This window comes from Colwellia sp. KS18-150, from assembly GCF_057551365.1.
The window spans coordinates 82,398-106,498 of sequence record NZ_BAAJMC010000001.1 but is presented as its reverse complement, the minus strand read 5'-3'; the positions used below and the strand labels follow the sequence as shown (position 1 = coordinate 106,498).

Genomic DNA, 24,101 nt, shown 5'->3' with positions numbered 1-24,101 from the left:
GGTGACTTCACTGTAAGGTATAGCTATGACACTGTCGATAAACCAAACATCCACCTCTTTAAGCTTTATTGAGCAGCAAGTAAAAGATCGCGAAGAAGAAGCTGAAAAACAGGCCTCCGCTAAGCGCATTAATAGTGCGAGTGATGATGCTGCAGGTTTACAAGTCACGAACCGATTAACTGCTGATATTAACCAAAATAAGCAGTTAAGTGTAAATAGCCAAGATAGGATTAACAGCAACAACGAACAGTCGGGTGGCTTATCCGCTATTAATGACAGTTTGCAACGCGCCAGTGTATTATCTATTCAATCCGCCAATCCATTAAGTAGCAATGATGCTATTCAAGGTGAATTAGACCAACTGACTGAGCAAGTAAATGCTTTAGCTAGCGAAGTACTCGGCCAAAATAATTTCCTTTCTGGTCTTGATGCGAATGATCCAACAAGCACACAAGCGGCAATTGATAATGCTTTTGCTATTGTTAGCGACTCGGCAACTACATTAGGTGCTGATTCGAATGCCTTATCAAGCCAAGTAAATACCTATGAAACTAGCGTTGTACATGTAAGTGCTGCGCGCTCAAGAATTGAAGATACCGATTTTGCTCAAGTTAGTTCAAAGCAGCAAGAAACAGAAGTAGTTTTACAAGCCGCGATTATTAGTAAGAAAGATGAAGAGTCTCGTAAAGGGTTATTAGTAAACCAGCGAGTCTAATATCTATTTCTTATAGCCTAAACAAGCGCTTTATCATACAATCCTTCTTCTTATTACCAGCGACAATAAAATAGTAAAACATGTATTCTGCCAGTAAATTCAAGCCGGCTTGGTGGCTAACTAATCCTCACTTTCAAACCTTAGCGGCTAAATTTTTTCGTCGTAAACAGCGTTTGATGACTAACCTAGAAACTTTAGAGCTTCCCGATGGGGACTTTATTGAACTTGCTTGGACAGAACAACCTAAAAAAAATAATACTAAACCTATTGTGGTGCTCTTACATGGCCTTGCGGGCTCTAAAGACAGTCATTATATAAAAGGTATGTTAACAGCCATTAAAGCACGTGGTTGGATAGCCGTATTGATGCATTTTCGAGGCTGTGGTAGTAAACAAAACAGACAAGCTAGCTCTTACCATTCTGGCGATACCCGAGACATTATGTATTTAACAGAGCATCTTATTGCTCGTTATCAACAATGCATTTTCTCAGTTCTGGGTTTTTCACTCGGTGGCAATGTTTTAACGCAATACCTAGCTCAAGTACCTAACAATCCTTATAAAGCTGCAGCGGTTATTTGTGCGCCACTCGACTTAGCCAGTTGTAGTGCTAGGATTAATCAGGGATTTTCTCGTATCTATCAAAAATATTTACTGCAAATGTTAAAAGACAGTACGTTAGAGAAGATTGGTAAAAAAATAATCAGTCATATCAAACCAGATCAACTAGCTGAAATTAATACGATTTATGATTTTGATGAGCAAATCACAGCACCACTAAACGGTTTTAGTAATGCTGAACACTATTATCAACAATCGAGTGGTAAGACGGTATTAAAAACAATCAAACAACCTTGCCTTTTCGTGCATTCAGCCGATGATCCATTTTTAAACCATCAGTGCTCGTTACCTAAACAAACATTGCCTAAGCATTTAACTTTTGAAGTTTCCCAGCATGGTGGACATGTTGGTTTTATTTACGGAAACAACCCATTCAAACCCAAATATTGGTTAGAAAAACGAGTACCCGATTTTTTAGCAGACTATTTAATTAAAAAGCAGTAATCAAATGATAATTCCATTAGAACAGCTCAACAGTGATACTTTAACAGCGATTATTGAAGAATATATTTTACGGGAAGGAACGGATTACGGCGCAATTGATGCCAGCAAAAAAGATAAGGTATCGCAGATAAAACAACAACTCGAACAAGGTAGTGCGGTATTAGTCTATTCAGAGCTTCATGAGAGCGTAAATATCTTGCCAGCTGAGCAGTTTAATCAACAAGAGCCGCAAGAGTAGCGTTTCATCGCAACTTATTCTTCAACAGTATCAAGCCAATGTAGAGCATCTGCAACACTCTTAAAGCTTTTACCATTTTGCTGCAATTGAGAAGGCGATAATTTATTGATAAGTTCTGTGGCAATGTCTGATTGCACCATCGCCTTAGCAATTAAACATTGAGTGTTTAACCAAGAGTTATAGTTTTCCAACTCTTGGTACGCTTCAGGCGTGCCCCCTTCTAAATCAAGATTATTGATCAACATTGAAAAGGGCTCTCCTTGAAAGCCCTCAATCAGTTTTTTCACACTTGAGGTATATCTCTTAGCACCCTCTTCATTAAATGAGCCAGTTAGTTTTGCCATGACAATACTACCTTGCAGATGAAGTTTCACTTCACCATGAATGTTATCCATGATACCTCCGACGACAAAAATTCAATATTAGACTAAGGGCGTTGCTTTAACTATTTGTACATAAATCGTTCTATTAATACCATATGCAAAGATACTTAGCTTGAATACTTTAGTCTATAGTGAGTCATCGTAGACCTTCCTATGAGCTTTAATTACTTGCTGCCAAGGAATATTTTGATTACCTAAACTGACAAAGTCAGGGTTAAGTAAGCTCTCACGTTTGTTATAACTTAAAGGGTTAAATTCACTATCAATGATAGTGCCGCCCGCTTGCTCAAGAATACATTGACTAGCACCAGTATCCCATTCTCCTGTGACCCCGACACGTAAATAGCAATCAGCACCACCTTCAGCAATCAAGCAGTTTTTTAAAGAGCAACTACCTAAAGCGATATGATCATAATCAAACTCATCATTTAAGTATTGTCCCATTAAGTCAATACGCTGCCTTTTACTAATAGCCACTTTTATAGGACGCTGTTGGTCATAATCGGCAACATAAATTTGATTACTAGTACTACTTTGGCTGATAGCGCATTCTTTAAAGGCACCTAAATTATTTTGAGCATAATAAGTTAAGTGATGATCTGGTGCATGAATTACTCCAATACTTGGCCAACCATTTTCAACTAGTGCAATATTAACGGCAAAATCGCCACTACCAATAATAAACTCCCCAGTACCGTCAATAGGGTCAAGGAGCCAGTATCTGGACCAAGCTTGACGCTGAGCTAATGGTAAAGCACCAACCTCTTCTGAAATAATAGGGATATCTGGTGTTAGGGTTTGTAAACAATCCATTAAAATATCATTCGCGGCAATATCAGCACTCGTTACCGGGCTTTCATCTTCTTTAAGCTCAGCTGTGAAGCTTTTGTCTCGATAATATTTCATCACCTCGACACCCGCTTTCTTAGCACTTTCTATTGCGATATTTAGCAGTTTTTCGTCACTCATGATATTCCTTAAACCTTAAAATAATCCACTGTTAGCATTAAAGCGGCAACACTTCGCGCTTCCTTAAAATCATGCTGTTGTAGTAATTCTTTATAGTTTTCTAACGGCCAAGGTACAACTTCTAATGGCTCTGGCTCATCACCAACAAGTTTCGCTGGATATAAATCACTCGCAATAAACACATCCATTTTTGCATTAAAAAATGCTGGTGCCATCATCATTTGAGAAAGGTGTTGTAAGTGTTGAGTACCGTAAAATATTTCTTCTTGAAGCTCTCTATTTGCGGCTTCTTCAGGACTTTCTCCAGCATCAATTAGCCCTTTTGGAAAACCCAGTTCATAACTATGTGTACCCGCACAATACTCACGGACCAATAACAAGGTATTAGCGTCAAGCATTGGTACAATCATAACAGCGCCACGACCAGTGCCTATCATACGTTCATATTGACGTTGCTCACCGTTGCTAAATGTTAAATCAAGCTGCTCAATGGCAAATAAACGGCTACTGGCGACTTTTTTCTGATCATTAATTTTAGGTAACTGATTTTTCCCTGACATAAGCTTGAGTAATTCATTCTACATAACGTTATAATGACATGATAAATAGCCACTATGGAACCTCTAAATGCTCAATTGGTCACAAATTTCTACTGTTTTACTCGACATGGACGGTACCATCTTAGATTTACACTTCGACAATCACTTTTGGCTTGAATATTTTCCCGCTCGTTATGCGCAAAAGCACGGCATGAGTATTGAAGAAGCGAAACATAAATTAATTGGACACTATCAAGAGCTAACAGGCACTATTGAATGGTATTGTTTAGATTATTGGAGCGAATTTACTCAAATGCCTATCCCGCTTCTTAAACGAGAAGTGCAACATTTAATACAATTACGTCAAGATGCCGATGAGTTTTTAACAGCTTTAAAGCAAAGTGGCAGAGAAGTGATTTTAGTGACTAATGCTCACCCTGATGCATTATCACTAAAGATAGAGCGTACTCAATTAGATAAGTATTTTGATGTTTTATACTCTACTCATGAATTTGGCGTAGTTAAAGAGTCGCAATTACTCTGGAAAAAATTACAAGCCAAACAAGGTTTTGAGCTAAATAACACTTTATTTGTTGATGATAGTTTGCCAGTTTTAAAATCGGCTAAACGTTATGGTATTGGACATATTTTAGCAGTAGAGAATCCTGACAGCCAAAAACCAAGTAATACCATTGAAGGTTTTAATTCCATTTCTGACTATCGTTTATTAACCAAAGATATTTTGGCTAATCCAATTCGTTAGAATGATAGTCGATAACGACCCTGAGCATCCTTATTACCTAAGAACGGCAAAGCTTGCTCCAATTCACGTGGAAATTTACTACCCGGTGTTAAATAACCCGTGCCTGATATCTTGCCACCTTGGCGAACGTAGGCACTAAAAGTTAAGCCTAGGTCATTCTTTGGTGACAATAGCAAGGCGAGTACACCATCCTCACAATTAATATCAGCATTAAATTGACCTAACTTTATATTTTGCTCTAACGCCACGACTCCAGCTTTACCCCAATTAACATTACCCATAGCCGTTAAACATTGATAATTTTGTAAATCAATACTGGCTTGTGTTAATTGTAATTCAACTTCACCCTGAGCGGATAAAGGCAGAGGTAAACTAATTTGTTGCGCCACTTCATTGGCTCTGACAAAAACCGTTAAATCCGTGATTACCATTTCTTGGCTGGAAATGGCTAACATTAATTTTCCTTCTGCACCTGATAGCAATGGATCACCAAAAGTGATATCAAACTTAGGTGCTAAAGTTAACAATGAGAAAAAACTTAAATCTAGATCCAAGTTTTGAACCAATGTTTTGCCCACAGATAGCTGCTCAATTTGAGTATGCCATACGGTTCCAGATACACCTGACAAGGCGATATGCTTAGGTAAACTGATATGTTTTAACACAGCAGTACTTGGCAAGGTTGCGATTAAAAACACTACATAGGTAGCTAAAAAAATTGCTGCAATAGCAAACTTCTTCTTCATTTATTTCTCTGCTTTTTAATTAATTTATTATGTATTTAACTTGTTTGATATTGAGTTACTTTGCTGAATCTATTGCTTAGTTAATTGCAGTCGGCGCACACGTACCTCACCTGCTTTATCACTACTCGCTAGATCTATAGCTTGTACTTGTAAACCTTCTTTATTCGCTAAATGCTCTAACCAGAATAACAGTTCGGTAAAAGGAGCTGTGTCCAACCATACTTGTAAACTGTCTCCTTGAGGCTGCATACGAGTAATAGTTAACCGATACTGGTTAGCAGTGCGATTGATAATACTCGACAGACTACCCGATGATTTTTTCGTCACTCCATTCGGCTTAATACTTTGATATCGCGCAGCATTTTCATCAACCCAAGTAAGTAATTCTTGCCGGCTAGTTAATTTCTTTTCTGCATTGCTTAAATTGTTATTAAGAGGTTGCCAAAACAACGTATAAACGAGAAAAACACCTATAGCAGAGCCCATTGCCATGACTAGTCGTTGCTCACGTAAATTAAGTTGTTGCCACCATTGCTTTATTGACGATTGATTCATTATGAGCGCTCCTTACTATTGCTGCTAGCATTACGGCTATCATCAGGACTAATACTATACGAGCCGGTAATTTGCTCTCCTTGATTATTTTGAGCACCCTGTTTCACTTTCAAATTTGCAGCATTTAAGGCATTTTTAAATTGTTCAAAGTGTTGGTAATCACTTGCAATCGCCTGTAAACGCAGCTCTTGGCGTTTACCATCAAACTTTAAAGATTCTGGTTTCAAATTAGGCACTTTAGCAAAAGCGGGCTGCACTTTCGAAAGCATAGCTAAAAAACCATCACTATCACTCGCTCCGCCTAATTCAGCAATTTTTCTGTTTAATTGCGACTTTATTGTACCAATGCGCACTTTCTTTGCTTGTGGAAATGCTTTTTTATAACGTGCGATAATTTTTGCTTCTACTTGTTCTTGTTGCGCCGTTAATTGCCATAATTGCGCACTTTTATAACCAACATTGAGTAATAAGGCACAAGCAGCGATACCAGCAGCCCACAACCAGTTTTTTAACACATTAGAGTGCTGTTCTTTTACCTTGTACTGACCTTGTAAAAGATTAAAGCGCATGTTTTGACTGTGCTGAGCTAACAAAGCTAGAGGTAATTCTTCACCAGCAGAGTTCACTGACAACTGCTCACTATGGGGTAATGATGAATAGGCGGTAATGTTCGGTTGCTCATCCATTACTTCATCGCTATCTGAGGGCGATGTTTCTTTGGGCGATTTATTTAGTTTGCTATAGAGGTTATTCGCAGCAAATTCCCAAGCGTCATGATCTAAAACAAAGCCCTGCCATCTATCTTGACGAACAATGATCTGCTCTGTTGATTGGCTTTTTCCTGGTATGGATATAGCACTCCACTGCTCTGGCAACAATGGCATAGCAAGTACATCAACTTGCAAACTCTTAGTTTTAATATCAGCTAGCTGAAGCCAAGATAACCAGTTTTGTATTTGTTCATGGGCAACAAGGGCAATAAAACAATTATTACCCGAGGTATCTTCACTCAAGTCAGCATAAGCGAAAAACAATGATTCGACATCTTGCGCCAACTCATCTTCTAACATATAAGGAACAGCTGCGCGCATAGCACGTGCTGACTTAGTAGGTACGGTTAATTGCTTTAAAGTAACATCACAGCCAGGTACAAATACCTTAACAACACGCTGTGCTGCTTTATCTGTTAAATCAATTAATTGCTCTGCATTAGCGAGTGTACCGCTAGCAATAATTTCTTGCTCAGCATCACTAAAAATCAGCCAAGATATCTCATCATCTTCTTTGCTGCCTAAGCGTATATATAAAGTTTCGGCCATTAATTGCGTCCTATGGTGCGACTTATCACATCAATATATTTATTATTTGTTACTTTCATTACTGAGTTTAAAGCGAAATAGCTGTCATTAAAGTTAGTACTTGCTTTAAGTGTAAAGTATTCGCTATCAACTACAAACTGATCTTTTCTCTCATCACTACTTGCTAAGCTAACAAACTCAGGGATATTATGAAATTCACTGATGGTTTCAAAACCTTCCTCGCCGCGAGCACTTAATATTTGCTCCGCTTCTTCAAGGGTTGAATCGAGTAATGCCTGTAATAACTCTGGTTGCTCTGCATCTAGTGTATTTATATTTATTTCATGTTTATCACTTGCAGGAATAACACAAACAAAAGGTTTTAATGCGTTGATTACTGCTGGCGTAAAATGCTCCACAACTCTTAATTCATTTACGCTGGCTAAGTAACTATTCGCTGCTAAGTAGGGAAATTCTCGTGAGGCATAATCATCATCCTCAGCGCCTCCTGCGCTACTGATGCGACTGTCTTCATCCAACCAATCGGTTAACGCATCAGCCATAGACTCTGCTTCAAATTGTGAGATACCTTCAAGCTGTAGGTTAGTAATTAATATTTCAAGTGCTAACCTAGCAGGTACTTTAGTGTTTCTCGCCCCTGAATTCTTGCCCTTACCTGATGTACCTTTTTCTGTTTCACCGCTGCTATCAGAACTACTAGTACTGCCACCACTCGTATTGCCTCCACCTGTACTGTTATTACTTAATGGCGCTCGCAATGCGTTTAAGTTTAAGCAACTTTGTAAATCTTTAATTTCACCGGTAATTTCACCAAAATCTACCGGATAGGTTGTTTCATCTTGCGCCCAAATCTGACCTAGGTGAGTCACCTCTTCATCGGTTTTAAACGCTGTAATTAGTACTCTTTTTGTGAAGGCTTCTGCCCCCATCGCGTACCAATATGCTTGCTGGTTAAAACTAGTATTAGCGCTACGTTGCATTTGCATTTGTAAGCGACTGGTCATTTGACTGGCGATAACGACACATAAAGCAACAATGAGCATAACAGTAATTAATGCGACACCTTGTTGCTTCTTAAAGTTAGTCATGCCAATCATCAATCACTTAACCCTGAGTTATCATTGTTAACGCTACTGTCTACACCCGGCACTAAAAATTGACGACGAATAAGCCCAAAATCATTGGTTTCAATTTCAATAGCAACAGCCATGGGCAGGGAGTTTTTGTTCCAATTATTTTGCCATTTTGAGCCATCATAATATTGAAAAACTACACTGGTTACATCTGAAAGTAGCGGTCGAATTTTAGGCTCTTCCCCACCAACAGCATCGACGAAATTATAATGAAGTCGTTGTAACGTTTCTTCATTTATTTGATAGGCCACCGCTTGCACATCACTTCGGGGTAATAATAAGCCAGGGTTTGTCCAACCAAGCCTGACAAAAGCTAATGCTAATTCTCCATCAACAACATCGGTAGCAGCTTGTATAAATCGTTCTGATGGCGCTTCACCATTTACTCTGACAGAGCGCTGCGCCATTTGACCAAGATCTCTTTCAATAATGATAAATGCACGCTGTAATTCATTTTGACGTTTACTACGTTCTTTCGAGGTTCCATCCCCTTTAAGAACAACATCAAAAACCGTAAAACTCGATAAACTTATTATAGAAAAAATCGCAATAGCAATTAAAACTTCGAGTAAAGTAAAGCCCTTATTAGCAATAAAATATCTGCCACTTGCTTTAGAAGGAAAGTTCATTCTTCGACCTTAGATACATAAGTTGTCAAACTACTCAGCGGCAACTTTTCATCTTCATCTAAGCGAACTTCCATCACGATAGCGCGCATATCTTTATCTGTAGTTTCTTGAACTTTTTTATGCCAAAACCATTGTCTGCCCGCTAATTCAACGTCGCCTTTGACATTGTTTTTAGGTGGCCATTTTTTATCTAAACTAGCAGCAACCAGTTGATTAGAAGCAACCCAACTGGCAAACATTTTATCTTCTAAATAGCCCATATTTTGGGCATTATTACTTGCTGCGCTAAGCAAGGCTAAACCTGCGATAGCAAAAACTGCCATGGCTAACATGACTTCTATTAACGTAAATCCTTGCAGTTTTTTCTTATCACTCATTGTCTAATACCGGCCCTTCAATCGTTAGAGGAATGGTATATATCCCGGTGACTCGATACGCTAAATCCGTTAACTCATCATCAAACATAGACTCTTCACCAAAGTGAAAAGTAAGACTGAAAGGAGTAATTTCTCCCCCGGACAAGATGTACACTTGCGGGGTAATTTGTTTTTCTTTTTTTGCTTCTATATCATCAAAAGAGAGGTATTCATTTGAGCGCTCGGTGAATACAGCTGAATCAAATAACAAAGGCTCTTCGATTGGTAAGTCGTCTAACGTTAGTGTTAACTCAACACCTTCAGGCATTTCTTGAATGGCTAGCCAGTCTTGCTCAGGTATTTCGGTCCACTTTTCACCGTCATAACCAAGAAATTGATAGCTATTATCTTTAACATACAGCCCTAGCTCAATATTATTAAGCAAACCATAATTCGCTGCATTCTCAAAAATACCGCTAAAACGAAAGCTCGCTTCTTTTAACACATCATCAGGTCGTTTACCTGAAAATGTAAACTGAACCATGGTTGCAATAATACCAATTAAGGCGATAACTACCATCACTTCAATTAAGGTGAATCCTTTTGTTTCTTTGAAGTGTTGGAGGTTATTTTTCATGGTATTTACAATGAGTTAAGGCTCTTTCGCTAATAAAGTGAGCTCTGACTATTGGTAGTCGCCTAAGTTCCAATTACCTATATCATCATCCGTACCCACTTCACCGTCAGGTCCAGCGGTAAAAACATCCATCTTACTATTTTCACCTGGGTTCAATAAGTAATACTCACCGCCCCATGGATCTTTAGGTAAACGCTTAATGTATCCACCCGAAAGGAAACGACGTGGCAACGGCTCAATATCAGTTTCTTCGATTAAGGCTTCTAAGCCTTGTTCTGTGCTTGGGTAATCATAATTATCCATTTTATATTGAGTAAGAGCATTCTCTAAAGCGCCAATATCTTGCACCGCTTTTTGCATACTAGCTCGCTCTTGGCTCCCCATTAAGTTAGGCACAACCATACTGGCTAAAATCCCTAAAATAACGATAACAACCATTACTTCGAGTAAGGTAAAACCTTGAGCTTTTTGTCTCTTCATTTCTTCATTCCTAATTTCTATTTACTACGATAATTTTTCAACACGTTCTGATAAAGCGAATAACGTATTATGTTTTTGCTTTAGTATGACAAAGTTAACCACCGACAAGGGTATTCAATTGTAAAATTGGCTCTAATATTGCCACCACAATAAAGAGAACAATACAGGCCATAACCACCATTAATGCTGGTTCAAAAGCTTTCAAGGATATATTAACTAATGCCTCAAACTCTCTGTCTTGGTTATCTGCCGCACGTCCTAACATATGCTCAAGTTGGCCACTTTTTTCACCACTAGCAATCATATGCAGCATCATAGGCGGAAACAATTTTGTTTGCTCAAGTGACATACGTAAACTCGCCCCTTCTCTAACTTTATCGCCTGCGGCTTTAATTTCTTGTTTAATAAAGAGGTTATCTAATACCTCCCCTGATATTTTCATACTTTCGAGTAAAGGCACTGCACTGGCATTTAAAATACTTAATGTGCGAGCAAATCGCGCCGTATTGATACCTTTTGCCACCTTACCAATACCGGGCAAAGTAATTACCCTGCGATGATAAGCTAATTGAAACTTAGGCTTTTTCATCAATTGCGAAAAGATCAAGAAAAGGCCGGCAACAACCAAGACCAACACCAAACCATAAGCTTGTAGAAACTCACTACTGGCGATTAAAAACTGTGTGGTTTTAGGGAGATTTGTTCCCATATGTTCAAATTGACCGACAATTTGCGGTACAACTTTCGTTAATAATATCGCAATAACACCGACGGCGACTATTGTCATGATAATGGGATATACCAAAGCCTGAATGATTTGAGAGCGCATTTGTTCTCGTTGCTCGGTATAATCAGCTAAACGATTCAACACTTTATCTAAGTGTCCGGATTTTTCACCCGCGGCAACCATAGCGCGATACAAGCGGTTAAAGACTTTTGGGAATTCCCCCATACTCTCTGCCAAGCCATAACCTTCAGTAACCTTGGTTCGAACTCCCATGATCATACTTTTGATACGATTTTTTTCACCTTGCTCAGCAACTGCCATTAATGACTCTTCAAGAGGTAAGCCAGATTCAACTAATGTCGCGAGTTGGCGAGTCATCAATGCTAGCTCAGCTGCAGAGACTTTACCTTTGTTCGCTTGAGAAGTACTGCCGCCAGTTGCTTTACCTTTTTTAGCACCAGCTAGTGTTGCGACAACTTCAATAGGCATCAGGCCTTGTTCGCGTAATAATCCACGTACTTGCCTTGGTGTGTCACCTTCAATGACCCCTTTTTTAGTTTTTCCACGGCTATCTACGGCCTGATAATCAAAAGCAGCCATTAGTCTTCTCGGGTTACTCGTAAGACTTCTTCAAGGGTTGTTTGCCCAGTCATTACTTTGTCAAAACCATCACGTCTAATAGAGGCGGTATTTTGGCGAATATATTTCTCTATCGCCTGCTCGCCATGACCATTATGAATAATTTCTCTCACCTTATCATCAACCACTAACAGCTCATGAATACCGGTACGACCTTTATAACCTTTAAAGTTACACTCACCGCAGCCAATGGCGCGATAGATAACGCGTTTGTTATCATTGGGTAAAGCTAAAAGAGCACACTCTTCTTCATCCGGAAGATGACTTTCTCGACAATGTGGACAAAGAGTACGTACTAGTCGCTGAGCTAACACTCCGAGTAAACTCGATGATAATAAAAAGGGTTCGACGCCCATATCTTCCATTCGAGTTATAGCGCCGGCAGCAGTGTTAGTATGCAAGGTAGATAATACTAAATGCCCCGTTAAACTTGCTTGAACACCAATTTGTGCAGTTTCTAAATCACGAATTTCACCCACCATCACCACATCAGGATCTTGACGTAAAATGGCACGTAAACCTCGAGCAAAAGTCATATCAACTTTGGTATTGACCTGAGTTTGCCCTATCCCTTCAATCGCATACTCAATAGGATCTTCTACCGTTAAAATATTACGTTCTCTGGCATCTATTTGCGTCAAGCCTGCGTACAAGGTGGTACTTTTACCTGAGCCTGTTGGGCCGGTAACCAAGATGATGCCATGAGGTTTTTCAATGAGTTGGCTGAATAAGTGACGATTAGCATCTGTCATCCCTAAGTCTTCAAGATCTAAACGGGCAGAGTTTTTATCTAATAAACGCAACACGACTCGCTCGCCATGACCCGTTGGCATGGTAGATACACGAACATCAACTGCTCGACCACCAATGCGAAGAGAAATACGGCCATCTTGTGGAATACGCTTTTCAGCTATATCCAGTTTTGCCATAACCTTAATACGCGATACTAGTAAGGAAGCTAATTTACGATTTGGTTTTAATACTTCACGTAATACACCGTCGACCCGAAAACGAATTTGCAGTGCACTTTCAAAAGTTTCAATGTGAATATCACTGGCGCTTTCTTTGATGGCTTCGCTGAGCATTGCATTGATTAATTTGATGATCGGGGCATCATCTTCATTCTCAAGTAAATCTTCGCTTTCTACCATTTCATCAGCAAGTGAATATAAATCTACCTCATTACCGATATCTTCCATCATTTGCTGTGCTTCAGAAGAATCGCGTTGATAGGCTTCTGTTAATAATAGTTCAAATGTATTGGGGTCTTGAATATCGATACTAAAAGGGGCCTTGATAATTCGGCGCACTTCAACCAAGGTATCAAGACTTAAATCCGCAACACAATGTAAAACATAACCACTATCTTGCAAACTCAGTAATACGCTATAACGTTTAGCAAAAGCAAAAGGTAATCGCCAAGCAGTGGCGTTCATCTCTTGCTCATCATGAGTTATTACTGGCTCTTGTAACAATGCTTGTTCTTTGTCTTGTGATTCGCTTAATTGATCAAGCTCTAACTCAGCCATTAGTTGTTATTCTCATCTAATAGCTTTTTTTGTTGTTCAATTTTTTTATCTTCTTGCACAGAGTCTTGGTAGTCACTAAATGATGGTGGTAATGACAAATCATCTTGCCATTCAGGCAGGATAGGTAACTTATCATCACTCATCAGTGATAAACCTTCTTCTTGCTTACGAAGCTCATCAGCACGAATAAAGTTATACTTCTCTTTTGCCATAGCATTCATTACTTCTGCATCAGTAATAATGGTCGGCTTTAAAAACACCATTAAATTACGTTTACGCGTGCTACTTGATGTGGACTTAAATAAATGCCCAAGAATTGGAATATCCCCCAATAAAGGTACCTTTTGGATACTCTCTTGAACATCGTCGTCAATTAGGCCGCCTAAAATAACCGTGGCACCACTTTCCACCATCACTGTGGTTTTAATTTCACGTTTATTAATGGAAATATCGACGCCAGTTGCGCCACTGACAGAGGAAACTTCTTGCTCAATGGTTAACTGTACACCGTTGCCCTCATTAATTTGCGGGGTAACTAATAATTTAATCCCCACTTCTTGACGATCTACTGTTTGGAATGGATTTGAATTATTACTACCTGTTGAAGAACCCGTTATTACCGGTACTTCTTGGCCCACTAAGAAATAAGCTTCTTCATTGTCTAAGGTGGTAATACTCGGCGTTGCTAATATATTCGAGTTAGTGTCGGTACTTACGGCATTTACAATAGCACCCCAATCATTTTGCATAATACCAAACATACCACCACTCACACTGCCAAGTACCTGCGCTAGTAGTGTATAGTCTCCATCTGTTGCTGGGTTTTCGGTAACAACAGGGTTACCATTTGAATCAATAGTTGTTACCGTCGTACCTTCTTCACCTTCAGCAGCAACAACACCTGCGGCAACAGAAGAAATACTCGCTGAACTGTTAGTAAATTGAGTAAAACCACCCGACTCACTGTACCACTGCACGCCTAAGCTCACGCCGTCGGTTTCATACACTTCAACAATAATGGCTTCGATATGTACTTGTGCTCGCGGAACATCTAATTGACGAATAACAGATTCAAGCGATCGCAACATGTCTGGTTGCCCTGTAATAACAAGGGTATTGGTTGATTCATGCGCTTCAATACTGGTATCTGTTTTAGAATTACTCTTACTTTTAGTTTTAGTTGAATTTTCTTCAGAGGCGATAGTTTTACTTACGCCTTGCAGTACTTTAACCAAGTCTTCAGCTTTCGCGTATTTTAAATAATAAATGCGCGTATTACCGCTGGTTTCTAATTCACTATCTAAACGTTTAACTAAGCGACTAACACGCTCACGTGCTTGCACTTCGCCACTAACAATAACGCTATTTGAGCGATCGTCAGCTACAATTTTAGGGATTAAGAAAGTAGGTTGTCCTGCTTTACCGCCACTTGGCTTATTCATGGCTTCGATAATACGAACAATCTCACCCGCAGAGGCATATTGTAATTTAATAATTTCTACATCTTGATCACCCGCTCTATCAACACGCTCAATTATTTTAACTAATCGATTTACCGTAGCAGCAGTACCTGTCAGCATAATGACATTAGCAGGGTCGTAGTTAGTGACGTTACCACCACCAGCTTGATCTGATAATTGGCGTAATAATGGCACCAATTCGCGAACTGTAACATTTTTTACTTCGACAATTCGAGTGACCATTTCATCGCCAAGGATAGTGCTGTGACTGCCAACTACTGGGATTGAAGAAGTTTTTGCATCCTTATTTCGGATGATCTTTATAATGTTACTGTCCATTTCTACGGCAGCAAAACCGTAGACTTCCAATACATTTAAGAAAAATTGATAGTATTGCTCTTCAGAAAGTAAATCATAACTACGTACATTAACTTTGCCCCGCACATTAGGGTCAACAATCATTGTTTTTTTCAGGTTCTTACCGACAATATTGACAAATTCAGTAACTTCAGTGCCTTTAAAGTTAGGAGAGTATTGAGCTGCACTTGCCTGCCCCACTGAAAAAATGCCACTAAAAACAAGTGCGACAACAAGTGTTGCGCTAAGTTGTTTGAGGTGCTTAAACATATGGGTAAGCTGCTTATCCATAGTAACGTTTAAGGTGGTGCTCATGAAAAATTCCTTATTGCTTTTATTTAATATACATACTACTAAGTAGTTTCATAATGCTAATATTTTTTAATGACAGTTAATCAATGCTAAATAATATTTCTACCAATTCGCTATTTCGATCAACTAATAATGATATGTCACGTTCTGTTTTTAAAGCTGACATCGCTTGTGCTGCCTCTAAAGGCACTAGTAAATCGTGACCATTCATTTGCACTGCCACATCACCCGCTTTGAGACCTGACAACTTAAAAAACTCAGGCTTTTTGCCTGGCGATAAACGGTAACCAATGATCTTGCCGCCTTTCCGTGCTGGTGTAATACGTAAGTAATCTGTGATTTTACCTGGGTCATTACTTAAATCTTGTCTTAGTTGTACCGCATTTCGACTTAATTCTTTATTTAAGCGCTGATCGACTATATTTACTTCTTTAGGATCTGCACCTGCTGCTTTTATATCAGGCTTAGCGGGGCTGCTAGGTCGGTTATTAGCAACAATACTTTTAGCCGGTTGGTTATAATCTGCGCCATCAAGCATTAAGGTTTCTAGGCGACCTGATTGTTTAATAATAACTCTATCAATCAATACTTGTTCTAGACTAGCGCGCGTTCCGATAATAATATCACCAATACCATAGGTTTCTTGCTTGCCTTTATATTCAATAATTGCCGCAGCAGTTTCAACACTGTCGCTTGCTACTGCAGCAGATAAAACCAACTGCAGTCTAGTTTGAGGAGCATTTTGCACTTGCTCAACAACTTCTTCCACTTCCTCATTATATTGACCAAATAAATTTAGCGCTTGTAATGCAGATAAATTATAACTGCTCGCCACTTGCTTTTTGAAAGCGGTGGTTTTAGAAGCTCCGCTATTAATTGCTTGCTGTTGCGGTACCATTAACCAAGTAATTTTGGCGGCGACAAAAGCTATATAGACAAGCAATAGTAAACTTATTGCTTGAGCTATTTTTTGTTGCGGTAGTTTTACCCACAAGGAGGAAATGGATGTCAAAGTATTGGTTAAAGCCATTAATCTTTCTATTATTTTGTTATAATTACTTAATGTTGCTACGTGTTATAGCGGACCATAATGCAAAGCTAAGAACTCGATTATTTAAGTATTTCTTTATCGTGCAAGCTACTGATAATACTTGACCCCAAGCTTAGCAACAAGCGATGTAATCACTTTTTATTTATTATTTACAAAATAATAGCCAGTCATTGATAAAGCATGCTATTTTTCTACTTGCTCTGAACAGGCTACTTTATAGAAACAAATCGACGAAATCACTCTTTTATGGCAACAACAAACAAAGAAAGTTCAATTGACTTACTCTCTACTCGTTTAGATAAATGGCTATGGGCAGCGCGGTTTTATAAGACTCGTGCTATCGCTAAACAAATGATTGATGGCGGTAAGGTTTTTTATAATGGTCAACGAACTAAATCTGGAAAAGCGGTTGTTATAGGTGATCTGATTAAAATCAGGCAAGGTTTTGATGAGAAAGAAGTCACTATTATTGCCATTGCCGACAAACGTCGTGATGCTACTTTTGCACAAACCTTATATCAAGAAAGTGATAAAAGCATTGAAATACGTGAAAAAAATAGCCTTGCCCGCAAACAAGGCATTCTTTTAAGCCCTGCTTCTGACGGTAAACCCGATAAAAAACAGCGAAGAAAATTACGAGAGTTTAAAGAACGTATCTAGTTTTAATTTTGTACTTTAACTATTAGAGAAGTTAACCTCAAATTCCATTTTCACCATAGGAAAGCTGTTTTTCCTTTCATATCCTGTTCGATAATTCATTGCTGCGTAACTACTGAACAACTATAATAGCCTGATACTTCTTTTAGGCACAATCAGGGCATAGCCCAATTACAGGACTCTTTTTATGTCGCAATTAGACATGACCAAAACTGATGAATTAAATCGCTACTTATTTGACGACATGCATGCTCGAGGCGAGCTAGTACAATTAAGTAAAAGTTATCAAAGTATTATTAATAATCATAATTACCCACTGGCTGTTCGCCAATTACTAGGTGAGCTACTAGCGGCGACTTGTTTGCTTACTGCGACATTGAAATTCGAGGGTGAAATTACGGTACAACTACAGGGTGATGGCCCTGTCGGTTATCTATCTGTTAATGGCGATAACAACCAAAAAATGCGAGGGATTGCTAGACAAGCTGCCACTATAACGAATGAAGCCACTTTGCTGGAGTTAATTGGTAAAGGGACTATGGTCATTACCATTCGACCAACCGAAGGCGAACCTTATCAAGGTGTTGTCGCACTTAAGCATGATAATTTAGCTAATTGTTTAGCTCACTACTTTGAAGTCTCAGAGCAAATTGCCACTAAAATTTGGCTTTTTTGTGATGACGAAAAACAACAAGTGGGCGGTAGTTTAGTGCAACTATTACCTGACGGTGATGGCAGTGCTGAAAACAAAACTCAACAACAAGATGATTTCGAGCACTTAGTTCAGCTGACAAATACGATTAAAGCTGATGAAGTTTTCTCTTTAGAAGCACAAGCGTTACTTTATCGATTATACCATCAAGAAAAAGTCAGCATATTCGAGCCACAACAAGTGAGTTATCATTGTGGTTGTTCAAATGACAAATGTTTAGCGGCAATTTCGCAAGTTGAGGCGACTGAATTAACGGCAATTTTAGATGAACAAGGAAAAATATCCATGACTTGTGAATATTGTTTAACCGTTTATGATTTTTATGCTGACGACTTAAAAAGTTTCACTTCGAAACAAAACCACTAGTTATTTACTTTCAGATTTTTATAAAAACTGTTATTTGACACTCTTTTGGATATTTATTACTTCAAAGAGTGTCAATCCTCTCCTTTCCCACAGCCCTTAACCCAGTTATTGTTGTAAAATTACAAACATCAAATAACCCACTATTCCCACCACTTATGTCGGTTATTCTGAAAACTTTCAACTTATACTATATTTTACTTTCGTTTTGTATATTATTGCCCTAGAATGGCGCCCTGAAAACTTTTAGTGCTTATTTCAACTTGAAGCTACACTTAACCATATTAAATATTTGTCATACCTTAGGAGTAAATTTGCTATGACCGCCCAAGAAAACTCAATTGATTTGTCACAATACGGCATTAACCATGTATCTGAAGTTGTTTACAACCCATCATATGAGTTACTTTTTAGTGAAGAGACTAAAGCTGGCCTAGAAGGCTTTGACAAAGGTGTCGTCACAGAGCTAGGCGCAGTCAATGTAGATACAGGAATATTTACCGGTCGCTCTCCTAAAGACAAATACATTGTTCGTGATGATGTTACCCGTGATACGGTTTGGTGGTCTGATCAAGGTAAGAATGATAACAAAGCCATGAGCCAAGAAACTTGGTCTGAGCTAAAAGGTTTAGTGACTACCCAGCTTTCTGGTAAGCGTTTGTTTGTAGTAGATACTTTTTGTGGCGCAAATGACGACACTCGCTTGAAAGTACGCTTCATTACTGAAGTGGCATGGCAAGCACATTTTGTAAAAAACATGTTCATTCGCCCAACTGATGAAGAGCTGAAAACTTACCAGCCTGATTTCGTAGTAATGAACGGTGCTAAAACCACTAATCCAAACTGGCAAGAACAAGGCTTAAATTCTGAGAACTTTGTCGCATTTAACTTAACTGAAAAAATCCAATTAATTGGTGGTACCTGGTACGGCGGCGAAATGAAAAAAGGCATGTTCTCTATGATGAACTACCTTCTGCCTCTTAAGGGTATTGCCTCAATGCACTGTAGTGCTAACGTGGGTAAAGAAGGTGATGTTGCCGTATTCTTTGGTTTATCTGGTACAGGTAAAACAACGCTTTCAACAGATCCTAAACGTGAATTAATTGGTGATGATGAACACGGTTGGGATGATAATGGTGTCTTTAACTTTGAAGGTGGCTGCTATGCTAAAACTATTAAGTTAAGCAAAGAAAATGAACCAGATATCTACAACGCCATTCGCCGTGATGCTTTATTAGAAAATGTTACGGTTGCAGAAGACGGTACTATTGATTTTGATGATAACTCACGCACTGAAAATACACGTGTGTCATATCCAATTCATCACATTGATAATATCGTGAAGCCCGTTTCTCGTGCCGGCCATGCTAAAAAAGTTATTTTCTTAACTGCTGATGCATTTGGTGTATTACCACCAGTCGCTAAATTAACGCCTGAGCAAACTGAGTATTACTTCTTATCTGGCTTTACCGCTAAGCTAGCTGGTACTGAGCGTGGTATTACAGAGCCAACGCCTACTTTCTCAAGTTGTTTTGGTGCCGCTTTCTTAAGTTTGCACCCAACGCAATACGCTGAAGTATTACGTAAGCGTATGACGGATGCTGGTGCAGAGGCTTACTTAGTAAATACTGGCTGGAATGGCACAGGAAAACGTATCTCAATTAAAGCAACACGTGCCATTATAGATGCCATTTTAGATGGTTCAATTGATGACGCTGAAACAACAGTAGTACCAATGTTTAATCTTGAAGTGCCTAATGTTATTGATGGCGTTGAAGACGGTATTTTAGATCCAAGAAACACTTATTCAGACCCAAGTGATTGGCATAATAAAGCGGTTGATTTAGCTAACCGTTTCGTTAACAATTTTGATAAGTTCACCGATACTGATAACGGTAAATCATTAGTTGAAGCAGGTCCTCAGCTTTAGCAACCACCTAAACAATAAAACGATAAAAGCCATGTGTAATATTTACATATGGCTTTTTTGTATAAAAAGCACTCATTGACTGGCCATAAGTTTTACCTTATTTTGATATAATAATATTCAATTAGTTATAAAAATAACAAGGACGTTAACTTTCTATATTCCCAAGATGAGCCTTTATTGCTAAAACAGGGAATACTAAAAAGAAAACCTAAAAATACCAAAAGGAGCGATAAATGACTATAAGAACGACTAGTTTATGCATCAGTTTACTATTGTTAACAAGCTGTTCAAGTATATTTGTTAACCACAATGTTAAACCTTACATCACCCAAAAAGCACAAGATACTCTTCAAAGTGGTGTTGTTGATGAATATACTCGCAACGAAATATGGCAATTAGATACGGTAAATTTAGGCCTTGTGTCAGGAGAATACTGCCAAGGCCGTGCGAGTAATATTGGTAGCACTAAAAGTTATCTAATTGACAAATTAAAAATTAAAACTCAGCAGCTTGGTGGTAATGGCTTTGTCTTTGATTCTTGTTTTCAAGAATCAAATGGTAGTTGCCATGATATGTTGTCTTGTAAAGGAATAGCGTACCTAGTTAATTATTAAAACATTTCATATCCCTTCTGTTTGTAAATACACCGACTTATTAATTTAGTTAATTATGCTTGTCACCATGAAACGATCAGCATAATAATAATGAAAAGTTATCAAGAAATTACCCTCGCGCCTGAAAACGTTATCTATAACCCGCAATATTTTCTTTATCAAATAGAGTCATCCACTGCCAGTTTACTCTATTTAAAAACAACTAAAGAGGTTTTATCTTCAGCAGCTTTCATTGATGGCAGAAGTCAATTAAGTACAGATCAAACTATTTACCGCGTTGGCATATTTGATGTCCTCAAGTTATATAAAAACGAAATCAACACACAACAGGTTAACCGCTATATTTTTCATTTATCATTTTGCGGCTCGACCTTATTAGCTAAAGCATGTGCGACACCAAATAAAGTGTTCTCTTATCAGGAGCCTCAAGTATTAATTGATTTAGCGACCTTGAAAGCTGAAAGTCATATGTATTTTACTGACAAAAAAATATGGAAAATGCTCGTTGCTTTGGTTAATCAACAACTACAAAAGACTTGGCACGATAACGAAGTAGCAATCATAAAACCATCAAACTGGGTAAACAATATACTGCCAGATTTACTTTCGACCAGTGAATGTTCACGCGCTGCCTTTATGGTTATGTCACCTAGACAATACTTGATTGCCGTTCTTAGAGGAGGCAGAGAAAGAATCGCCTTTACCTACAAGTTATTAGCCCATTTACTTAAAGAAGAGCCGGAATATAAACCTGTACTGATGAATATCGAAAAGTTAACAGGGGATGTAATGCATCAAGTTGCTCGAACTATACTTATCACTTATTCATTACAATATTCTCTTTTAGGTAAAGCAAAAAGCAAAATGAAAACAGAGCAGTCTTTAATACACGATTTCCAGCAACTTTTAGCAGACCCTAGAGGTTCGATGCAAAACACTGCAGAGGTATTAGCTTTAGATATCCGAGCTGATGAAATTGCCCACAACATAATTGAAGTATTTAGCCATCATTCAAAAAGTGAAAACACTAAATACAATATTCATCTTGAAAACGAGATCAATGCTAAAGTTGTCAAAGAGTTTTCAGCTGTCATCAAAAGCGCGATAACTTGGTATGAGCAAAACATGGTGCAGAGTGATATGCGTGCGACACAACTTAGTTAAATGTTAGTGGTAAGCAGACCTTGGCTTGCAGGCCGCCAGCCGCCTTATTGGATAATTCTACACAGCCACCGTGTGTATCAACAATACGTTTAATAATAGCTAAACCTAAACCGCTACCTTCAGTTCCCCGAGCTTTATCACCTTGGGTGAAAGGTTGGAATAAACGTTCAATATCCGCATCAGGGATACCTCCCCCTTGATCACTAACGATAAAATATGCGCAGCCTTTATCTTTATCAAGTCCGGTAAATACGTCTATATCTCCATCAGTATAACGGATAGCATTTTGAATTAAATTTGCTAAAGCTCGTTTAATGGCCACATGACGTAGTGGAATTTTAGGGCAATCACCAGCAATAAACTGAATCTTTCTGTCGCTAGGCGTTTCAACATTCAAGACTTCTTCCACTAAAATGTTTAAATCGCCAAGTTCAGCCTTATCTTTAGAGTCATGACGAATATAATCTATAAATTGATCGATGATATTATTCATATCATCAATATCATTTTCTATCCCTTCTTTTAGGTAGTCATCAAGCTCAGACATCATTTCACTGGCTAATCGAATGCGTGTTAAAGGCGTACGTAAGTCGTGCGAAATACCAGCCATCAATAAATTTCGATCATCCTCAAGTTGCTTAATACCTTTAGACATATGGTTAAAGGCTTGAGTTACCGCCATGATTTCAGAAGTACCATGCTCTGTTAAGGGCTCTGGGAAGTCTCCTCGACCTACGTCTTGTGCTGCTCTTTGTAATGATTTTAGCGGCCTATTTAATTGCCGTACAAACAGCCAACCACCAGCAACACTCAGTACTCCGATAATGCCAAGAAAGAATATAAGGGGTGAAAAATTAGCTTCTTCTAAGCCTAATAAAGGGATTTTAATCCATAAATTAGGTGCTTGTGGTGGCCGAATCCAAAACAGGTATTCGTCTCCTTGTGAGATGCGAACCTCGGCAGGTCCTCCTAATAGTTCCGACATTTGTTCACTACGATATGGGTAATATCCCGCAGCAGCTAAGCCTAAATTAAGCGCATCTTTTTCTCTGTAAACACCAATTCCTGTTTCACGATGAAAAGCTTCTGCCATTTTAGGGCTTAATTGGGCATCTTTAATGTCAATAAAAACCACACGCACTTGCTTAGCCAGCAACTGATTAATTTGCTGCTGGTTTGGCTCAATGACATACAATGCAAAAGAAATGTATGAGACAACCTGATTAACAAAAAGCAAAAAGCCAATTAATAATACAGTTTGCCCAAAGGCACTACGGGGCAAAATTTTCATGTAGGAAACTTCAGAGAATAGTCGTTAAACGGTAGCACCGTCAGGTACAAAAACATAGCCCAAGCCCCAAACCGTTTGTAAATAACGAGGCTTAGCAGGATCTTTTTCTAACATTCTGCGTAATCTAGATACTTGCACATCAATACTACGCTCAAGTGCTGAATAATCACGACCACGAGCTAGATTCATTAATTTATCACGTGATAATGGCTCTCTTGGGTGAGTGACTAACGCTTTTAATACGGCAAACTCGCCACTTGTTAAAGGCATGCTAATATCACCTTTTACCATTTCACGAGTCGCTAAATTAAGTTGATATTCACCAAAAGTAATATTGTTTTCTTCTAAAGATGGAGCGCCTGGTGCCTCTTGAACTCGACGACGCAATACCGCTTTTATTCGCGCTAATAACTCTCTTGGATTAAAAGGTTTTGGCATATAATCATCTGCGCCAATTTCTAAACCTATAATACGGTCTACTTCATCACCTTTAGCAGTTAGCATAACAATAGGCATATTGTTGTTTTGCTGACGTAAACGACGACAAATAGAAAGGCCATCTTCACCCGGTAACATTAAATCGAGTACCAACAAATGAAAGTTTTCTCGCTCAAGTAATCTATCCATCTGATCAGAGTTTGCAGCACTTCTTACCGCAAAGCCTTGTTCGACTAAGTAACGCTCTAACAATGATCGCAAACGCATATCATCATCGACGACTAGTATTTTTTGAGTTTCTTGGGTCATATTATTATTCTCACAAGGTTTA

The 24,101-nt window shown here is 38.6% G+C and carries 26 protein-coding genes; 9 read left to right on the top strand and 17 right to left on the bottom strand.

What is annotated here, in order from left to right:
- Window positions 1-25 precede the first annotated feature (25 nt).
- The 3 genes from AC27IF_RS00515 (at window position 26) to AC27IF_RS00505 (ending at window position 2,017) form a co-directional block, all read left to right on the top strand.
- Complete coding sequence (locus tag AC27IF_RS00515) at window positions 26-715, top strand: flagellin (RefSeq protein ID WP_487051106.1); 690 nt, start codon at window positions 26-28, stop codon at window positions 713-715.
- A gap of 80 nt (window positions 716-795) precedes the next feature.
- The gene (locus AC27IF_RS00510) at window positions 796-1,779 is read left to right on the top strand and encodes a hydrolase (protein ID WP_487051104.1); all 984 of its coding nucleotides are present in this window, start codon (window positions 796-798) and stop codon (window positions 1,777-1,779) included.
- A 4-nt stretch (window positions 1,780-1,783) separates the two neighbouring features.
- Complete coding sequence (locus AC27IF_RS00505; RefSeq protein WP_487051102.1) at window positions 1,784-2,017, top strand: YheU family protein; 234 nt, start codon at window positions 1,784-1,786, stop codon at window positions 2,015-2,017.
- Between the two features lie 14 nt (window positions 2,018-2,031).
- Here the strand turns inward: AC27IF_RS00505 and AC27IF_RS00500 are convergent, their stop codons facing one another.
- The 3 genes from AC27IF_RS00500 to nudE all read right to left on the bottom strand — a co-directional run bounded on the left by AC27IF_RS00500 (window position 2,032) and on the right by nudE (window position 3,929).
- The gene (locus AC27IF_RS00500; protein ID WP_487051100.1) at window positions 2,032-2,412 is read right to left on the bottom strand and encodes a hypothetical protein; all 381 of its coding nucleotides are present in this window, start codon (window positions 2,410-2,412) and stop codon (window positions 2,032-2,034) included.
- 114 nt (window positions 2,413-2,526) lie between these two features.
- The gene (gene cysQ, locus AC27IF_RS00495; RefSeq protein WP_487051098.1) at window positions 2,527-3,369 is read right to left on the bottom strand and encodes a 3'(2'),5'-bisphosphate nucleotidase CysQ; all 843 of its coding nucleotides are present in this window, start codon (window positions 3,367-3,369) and stop codon (window positions 2,527-2,529) included.
- Between the two features lie 8 nt (window positions 3,370-3,377).
- On the bottom strand, window positions 3,378-3,929 hold the full coding sequence (gene nudE / locus AC27IF_RS00490) for an ADP compounds hydrolase NudE (protein WP_487051096.1): 552 nt from the start codon (window positions 3,927-3,929) through the stop codon (window positions 3,378-3,380).
- Window positions 3,930-3,996: 67 nt separating this feature from the next.
- Here nudE and yrfG point away from each other — a divergent pair, with 67 nt between their 5' ends.
- Window positions 3,997-4,671, top strand: a complete 675-nt coding sequence (gene yrfG, locus AC27IF_RS00485) for a GMP/IMP nucleotidase (RefSeq protein ID WP_487051094.1) — start codon at window positions 3,997-3,999, stop codon at window positions 4,669-4,671.
- Here the strand turns inward: yrfG and AC27IF_RS00480 are convergent.
- The 12 genes from AC27IF_RS00480 to gspC all read right to left on the bottom strand — a co-directional run bounded on the left by AC27IF_RS00480 (window position 4,668) and on the right by gspC (window position 16,580).
- On the bottom strand, window positions 4,668-5,417 hold the full coding sequence (locus AC27IF_RS00480; protein ID WP_487051092.1) for a type II secretion system protein N: 750 nt from the start codon (window positions 5,415-5,417) through the stop codon (window positions 4,668-4,670). The two genes, yrfG and AC27IF_RS00480, sit on opposite strands and share 4 nt — an antisense overlap.
- 69 nt (window positions 5,418-5,486) lie before the next feature.
- Complete coding sequence (gene gspM, locus AC27IF_RS00475) at window positions 5,487-5,972, bottom strand: type II secretion system protein GspM (RefSeq protein ID WP_487051090.1); 486 nt, start codon at window positions 5,970-5,972, stop codon at window positions 5,487-5,489.
- Window positions 5,972-7,291 (bottom strand): type II secretion system protein GspL, encoded by a 1,320-nt coding sequence (gspL, locus tag AC27IF_RS00470; RefSeq protein ID WP_487051088.1) that lies wholly within the window; start codon window positions 7,289-7,291, stop codon window positions 5,972-5,974. Before gspL ends, gspM begins: the two co-directional genes overlap by 1 nt.
- Complete coding sequence (gene gspK / locus AC27IF_RS00465; RefSeq protein WP_487051086.1) at window positions 7,291-8,379, bottom strand: type II secretion system minor pseudopilin GspK; 1,089 nt, start codon at window positions 8,377-8,379, stop codon at window positions 7,291-7,293. Before gspK ends, gspL begins: the two co-directional genes overlap by 1 nt.
- An 8-nt stretch (window positions 8,380-8,387) precedes the next feature.
- Window positions 8,388-9,053, bottom strand: a complete 666-nt coding sequence (gspJ, locus tag AC27IF_RS00460; RefSeq protein WP_487051084.1) for a type II secretion system minor pseudopilin GspJ — start codon at window positions 9,051-9,053, stop codon at window positions 8,388-8,390.
- Window positions 9,050-9,430 carry a type II secretion system minor pseudopilin GspI gene (gspI, locus tag AC27IF_RS00455; protein WP_487051082.1) on the bottom strand — a complete coding sequence of 127 codons (381 nt, stop codon included), beginning with the start codon at window positions 9,428-9,430 and terminating at the stop codon, window positions 9,050-9,052. The genes gspJ and gspI overlap by 4 nt, the downstream gene beginning before the upstream one ends.
- Complete coding sequence (gspH, locus tag AC27IF_RS00450) at window positions 9,423-10,046, bottom strand: type II secretion system minor pseudopilin GspH (protein WP_487051080.1); 624 nt, start codon at window positions 10,044-10,046, stop codon at window positions 9,423-9,425. Before gspH ends, gspI begins: the two co-directional genes overlap by 8 nt.
- 48 nt (window positions 10,047-10,094) lie before the next feature.
- A complete protein-coding gene (gspG, locus tag AC27IF_RS00445; protein ID WP_487051078.1) occupies window positions 10,095-10,526 on the bottom strand; it encodes a type II secretion system major pseudopilin GspG in 432 nt (143 codons plus the stop codon).
- Window positions 10,527-10,620: 94 nt separating this feature from the next.
- Complete coding sequence (gene gspF, locus AC27IF_RS00440; protein ID WP_487051076.1) at window positions 10,621-11,853, bottom strand: type II secretion system inner membrane protein GspF; 1,233 nt, start codon at window positions 11,851-11,853, stop codon at window positions 10,621-10,623.
- The gene (gene gspE / locus AC27IF_RS00435; RefSeq protein ID WP_487052191.1) at window positions 11,853-13,328 is read right to left on the bottom strand and encodes a type II secretion system ATPase GspE; all 1,476 of its coding nucleotides are present in this window, start codon (window positions 13,326-13,328) and stop codon (window positions 11,853-11,855) included. Before gspE ends, gspF begins: the two co-directional genes overlap by 1 nt.
- 92 nt (window positions 13,329-13,420) lie before the next feature.
- Entirely contained in the window at window positions 13,421-15,553 is a 2,133-nt protein-coding gene (gspD, locus tag AC27IF_RS00430) for a type II secretion system secretin GspD (protein ID WP_487051074.1), read from the bottom strand.
- Between the two features lie 76 nt (window positions 15,554-15,629).
- Entirely contained in the window at window positions 15,630-16,580 is a 951-nt protein-coding gene (gene gspC / locus AC27IF_RS00425; RefSeq protein WP_487051072.1) for a type II secretion system protein GspC, read from the bottom strand.
- Window positions 16,581-16,847: 267 nt separating this feature from the next.
- On the opposite strand from gspC, the gene hslR reads away from it, so the two are divergent.
- From hslR to AC27IF_RS00400, 5 genes are all read left to right on the top strand, one after another.
- On the top strand, window positions 16,848-17,261 hold the full coding sequence (gene hslR, locus AC27IF_RS00420) for a ribosome-associated heat shock protein Hsp15 (protein ID WP_487051070.1): 414 nt from the start codon (window positions 16,848-16,850) through the stop codon (window positions 17,259-17,261).
- A 199-nt stretch (window positions 17,262-17,460) separates the two neighbouring features.
- On the top strand, window positions 17,461-18,336 hold the full coding sequence (gene hslO, locus AC27IF_RS00415) for an Hsp33 family molecular chaperone HslO (RefSeq protein ID WP_487052189.1): 876 nt from the start codon (window positions 17,461-17,463) through the stop codon (window positions 18,334-18,336).
- Between the two features lie 316 nt (window positions 18,337-18,652).
- The gene (gene pckA, locus AC27IF_RS00410; protein ID WP_487051068.1) at window positions 18,653-20,263 is read left to right on the top strand and encodes a phosphoenolpyruvate carboxykinase (ATP); all 1,611 of its coding nucleotides are present in this window, start codon (window positions 18,653-18,655) and stop codon (window positions 20,261-20,263) included.
- Between the two features lie 233 nt (window positions 20,264-20,496).
- Window positions 20,497-20,877 (top strand): hypothetical protein, encoded by a 381-nt coding sequence (locus tag AC27IF_RS00405; protein ID WP_487051066.1) that lies wholly within the window; start codon window positions 20,497-20,499, stop codon window positions 20,875-20,877.
- Between the two features lie 90 nt (window positions 20,878-20,967).
- On the top strand, window positions 20,968-22,041 hold the full coding sequence (locus AC27IF_RS00400; protein WP_487051064.1) for a hypothetical protein: 1,074 nt from the start codon (window positions 20,968-20,970) through the stop codon (window positions 22,039-22,041).
- Here AC27IF_RS00400 and envZ read toward each other — a convergent pair.
- On the bottom strand, window positions 22,034-23,332 hold the full coding sequence (envZ, locus tag AC27IF_RS00395; protein ID WP_487051063.1) for a two-component system sensor histidine kinase EnvZ: 1,299 nt from the start codon (window positions 23,330-23,332) through the stop codon (window positions 22,034-22,036). The genes AC27IF_RS00400 and envZ overlap by 8 nt on opposite strands.
- Window positions 23,333-23,356: 24 nt before the next feature.
- Entirely contained in the window at window positions 23,357-24,079 is a 723-nt protein-coding gene (ompR, locus tag AC27IF_RS00390; RefSeq protein ID WP_487051062.1) for an osmolarity response regulator transcription factor OmpR, read from the bottom strand.
- Between the last annotated feature and the right edge of the window lie 22 nt (window positions 24,080-24,101).

Excerpts from the sequence above, each read along its gene's own strand:
- gspF (WP_487051076.1), bottom strand. The coding sequence starts at position 11,853 with ATGGCTGCTTTTGATTATCAGGCCGTAGATAGCCGTGGAAAAACTAAA.
- AC27IF_RS00515 (WP_487051106.1), top strand. The coding sequence starts at position 26 with ATGACACTGTCGATAAACCAAACATCCACCTCTTTAAGCTTTATTGAG.
- nudE (WP_487051096.1), bottom strand. The coding sequence starts at position 3,929 with ATGTCAGGGAAAAATCAGTTACCTAAAATTAATGATCAGAAAAAAGTC.
- hslO (WP_487052189.1), top strand. The coding sequence starts at position 17,461 with ATGACCAAAACTGATGAATTAAATCGCTACTTATTTGACGACATGCAT.
- AC27IF_RS00400 (WP_487051064.1), top strand. The coding sequence starts at position 20,968 with ATGAAAAGTTATCAAGAAATTACCCTCGCGCCTGAAAACGTTATCTAT.
- AC27IF_RS00480 (WP_487051092.1), bottom strand. The coding sequence starts at position 5,417 with ATGAAGAAGAAGTTTGCTATTGCAGCAATTTTTTTAGCTACCTATGTA.
- AC27IF_RS00510 (WP_487051104.1), top strand. The coding sequence starts at position 796 with ATGTATTCTGCCAGTAAATTCAAGCCGGCTTGGTGGCTAACTAATCCT.
- gspE (WP_487052191.1), bottom strand. The coding sequence starts at position 13,328 with ATGAACGCCACTGCTTGGCGATTACCTTTTGCTTTTGCTAAACGTTAT.
- ompR (WP_487051062.1), bottom strand. The coding sequence starts at position 24,079 with ATGACCCAAGAAACTCAAAAAATACTAGTCGTCGATGATGATATGCGT.
- gspL (WP_487051088.1), bottom strand. The coding sequence starts at position 7,291 with ATGGCCGAAACTTTATATATACGCTTAGGCAGCAAAGAAGATGATGAG.
- AC27IF_RS00505 (WP_487051102.1), top strand. The coding sequence starts at position 1,784 with ATGATAATTCCATTAGAACAGCTCAACAGTGATACTTTAACAGCGATT.
- gspD (WP_487051074.1), bottom strand. The coding sequence starts at position 15,553 with ATGAGCACCACCTTAAACGTTACTATGGATAAGCAGCTTACCCATATG.
- cysQ (WP_487051098.1), bottom strand. The coding sequence starts at position 3,369 with ATGAGTGACGAAAAACTGCTAAATATCGCAATAGAAAGTGCTAAGAAA.
- AC27IF_RS00405 (WP_487051066.1), top strand. The coding sequence starts at position 20,497 with ATGACTATAAGAACGACTAGTTTATGCATCAGTTTACTATTGTTAACA.
- gspM (WP_487051090.1), bottom strand. The coding sequence starts at position 5,972 with ATGAATCAATCGTCAATAAAGCAATGGTGGCAACAACTTAATTTACGT.
- gspC (WP_487051072.1), bottom strand. The coding sequence starts at position 16,580 with ATGGCTTTAACCAATACTTTGACATCCATTTCCTCCTTGTGGGTAAAA.
- hslR (WP_487051070.1), top strand. The coding sequence starts at position 16,848 with ATGGCAACAACAAACAAAGAAAGTTCAATTGACTTACTCTCTACTCGT.
- yrfG (WP_487051094.1), top strand. The coding sequence starts at position 3,997 with ATGCTCAATTGGTCACAAATTTCTACTGTTTTACTCGACATGGACGGT.
- pckA (WP_487051068.1), top strand. The coding sequence starts at position 18,653 with ATGACCGCCCAAGAAAACTCAATTGATTTGTCACAATACGGCATTAAC.
- gspK (WP_487051086.1), bottom strand. The coding sequence starts at position 8,379 with ATGACTAACTTTAAGAAGCAACAAGGTGTCGCATTAATTACTGTTATG.
- gspG (WP_487051078.1), bottom strand. The coding sequence starts at position 10,526 with ATGAAGAGACAAAAAGCTCAAGGTTTTACCTTACTCGAAGTAATGGTT.
- gspI (WP_487051082.1), bottom strand. The coding sequence starts at position 9,430 with ATGAGTGATAAGAAAAAACTGCAAGGATTTACGTTAATAGAAGTCATG.
- envZ (WP_487051063.1), bottom strand. The coding sequence starts at position 23,332 with ATGAAAATTTTGCCCCGTAGTGCCTTTGGGCAAACTGTATTATTAATT.
- AC27IF_RS00500 (WP_487051100.1), bottom strand. The coding sequence starts at position 2,412 with ATGGATAACATTCATGGTGAAGTGAAACTTCATCTGCAAGGTAGTATT.
- gspJ (WP_487051084.1), bottom strand. The coding sequence starts at position 9,053 with ATGAACTTTCCTTCTAAAGCAAGTGGCAGATATTTTATTGCTAATAAG.
- gspH (WP_487051080.1), bottom strand. The coding sequence starts at position 10,046 with ATGAAAAATAACCTCCAACACTTCAAAGAAACAAAAGGATTCACCTTA.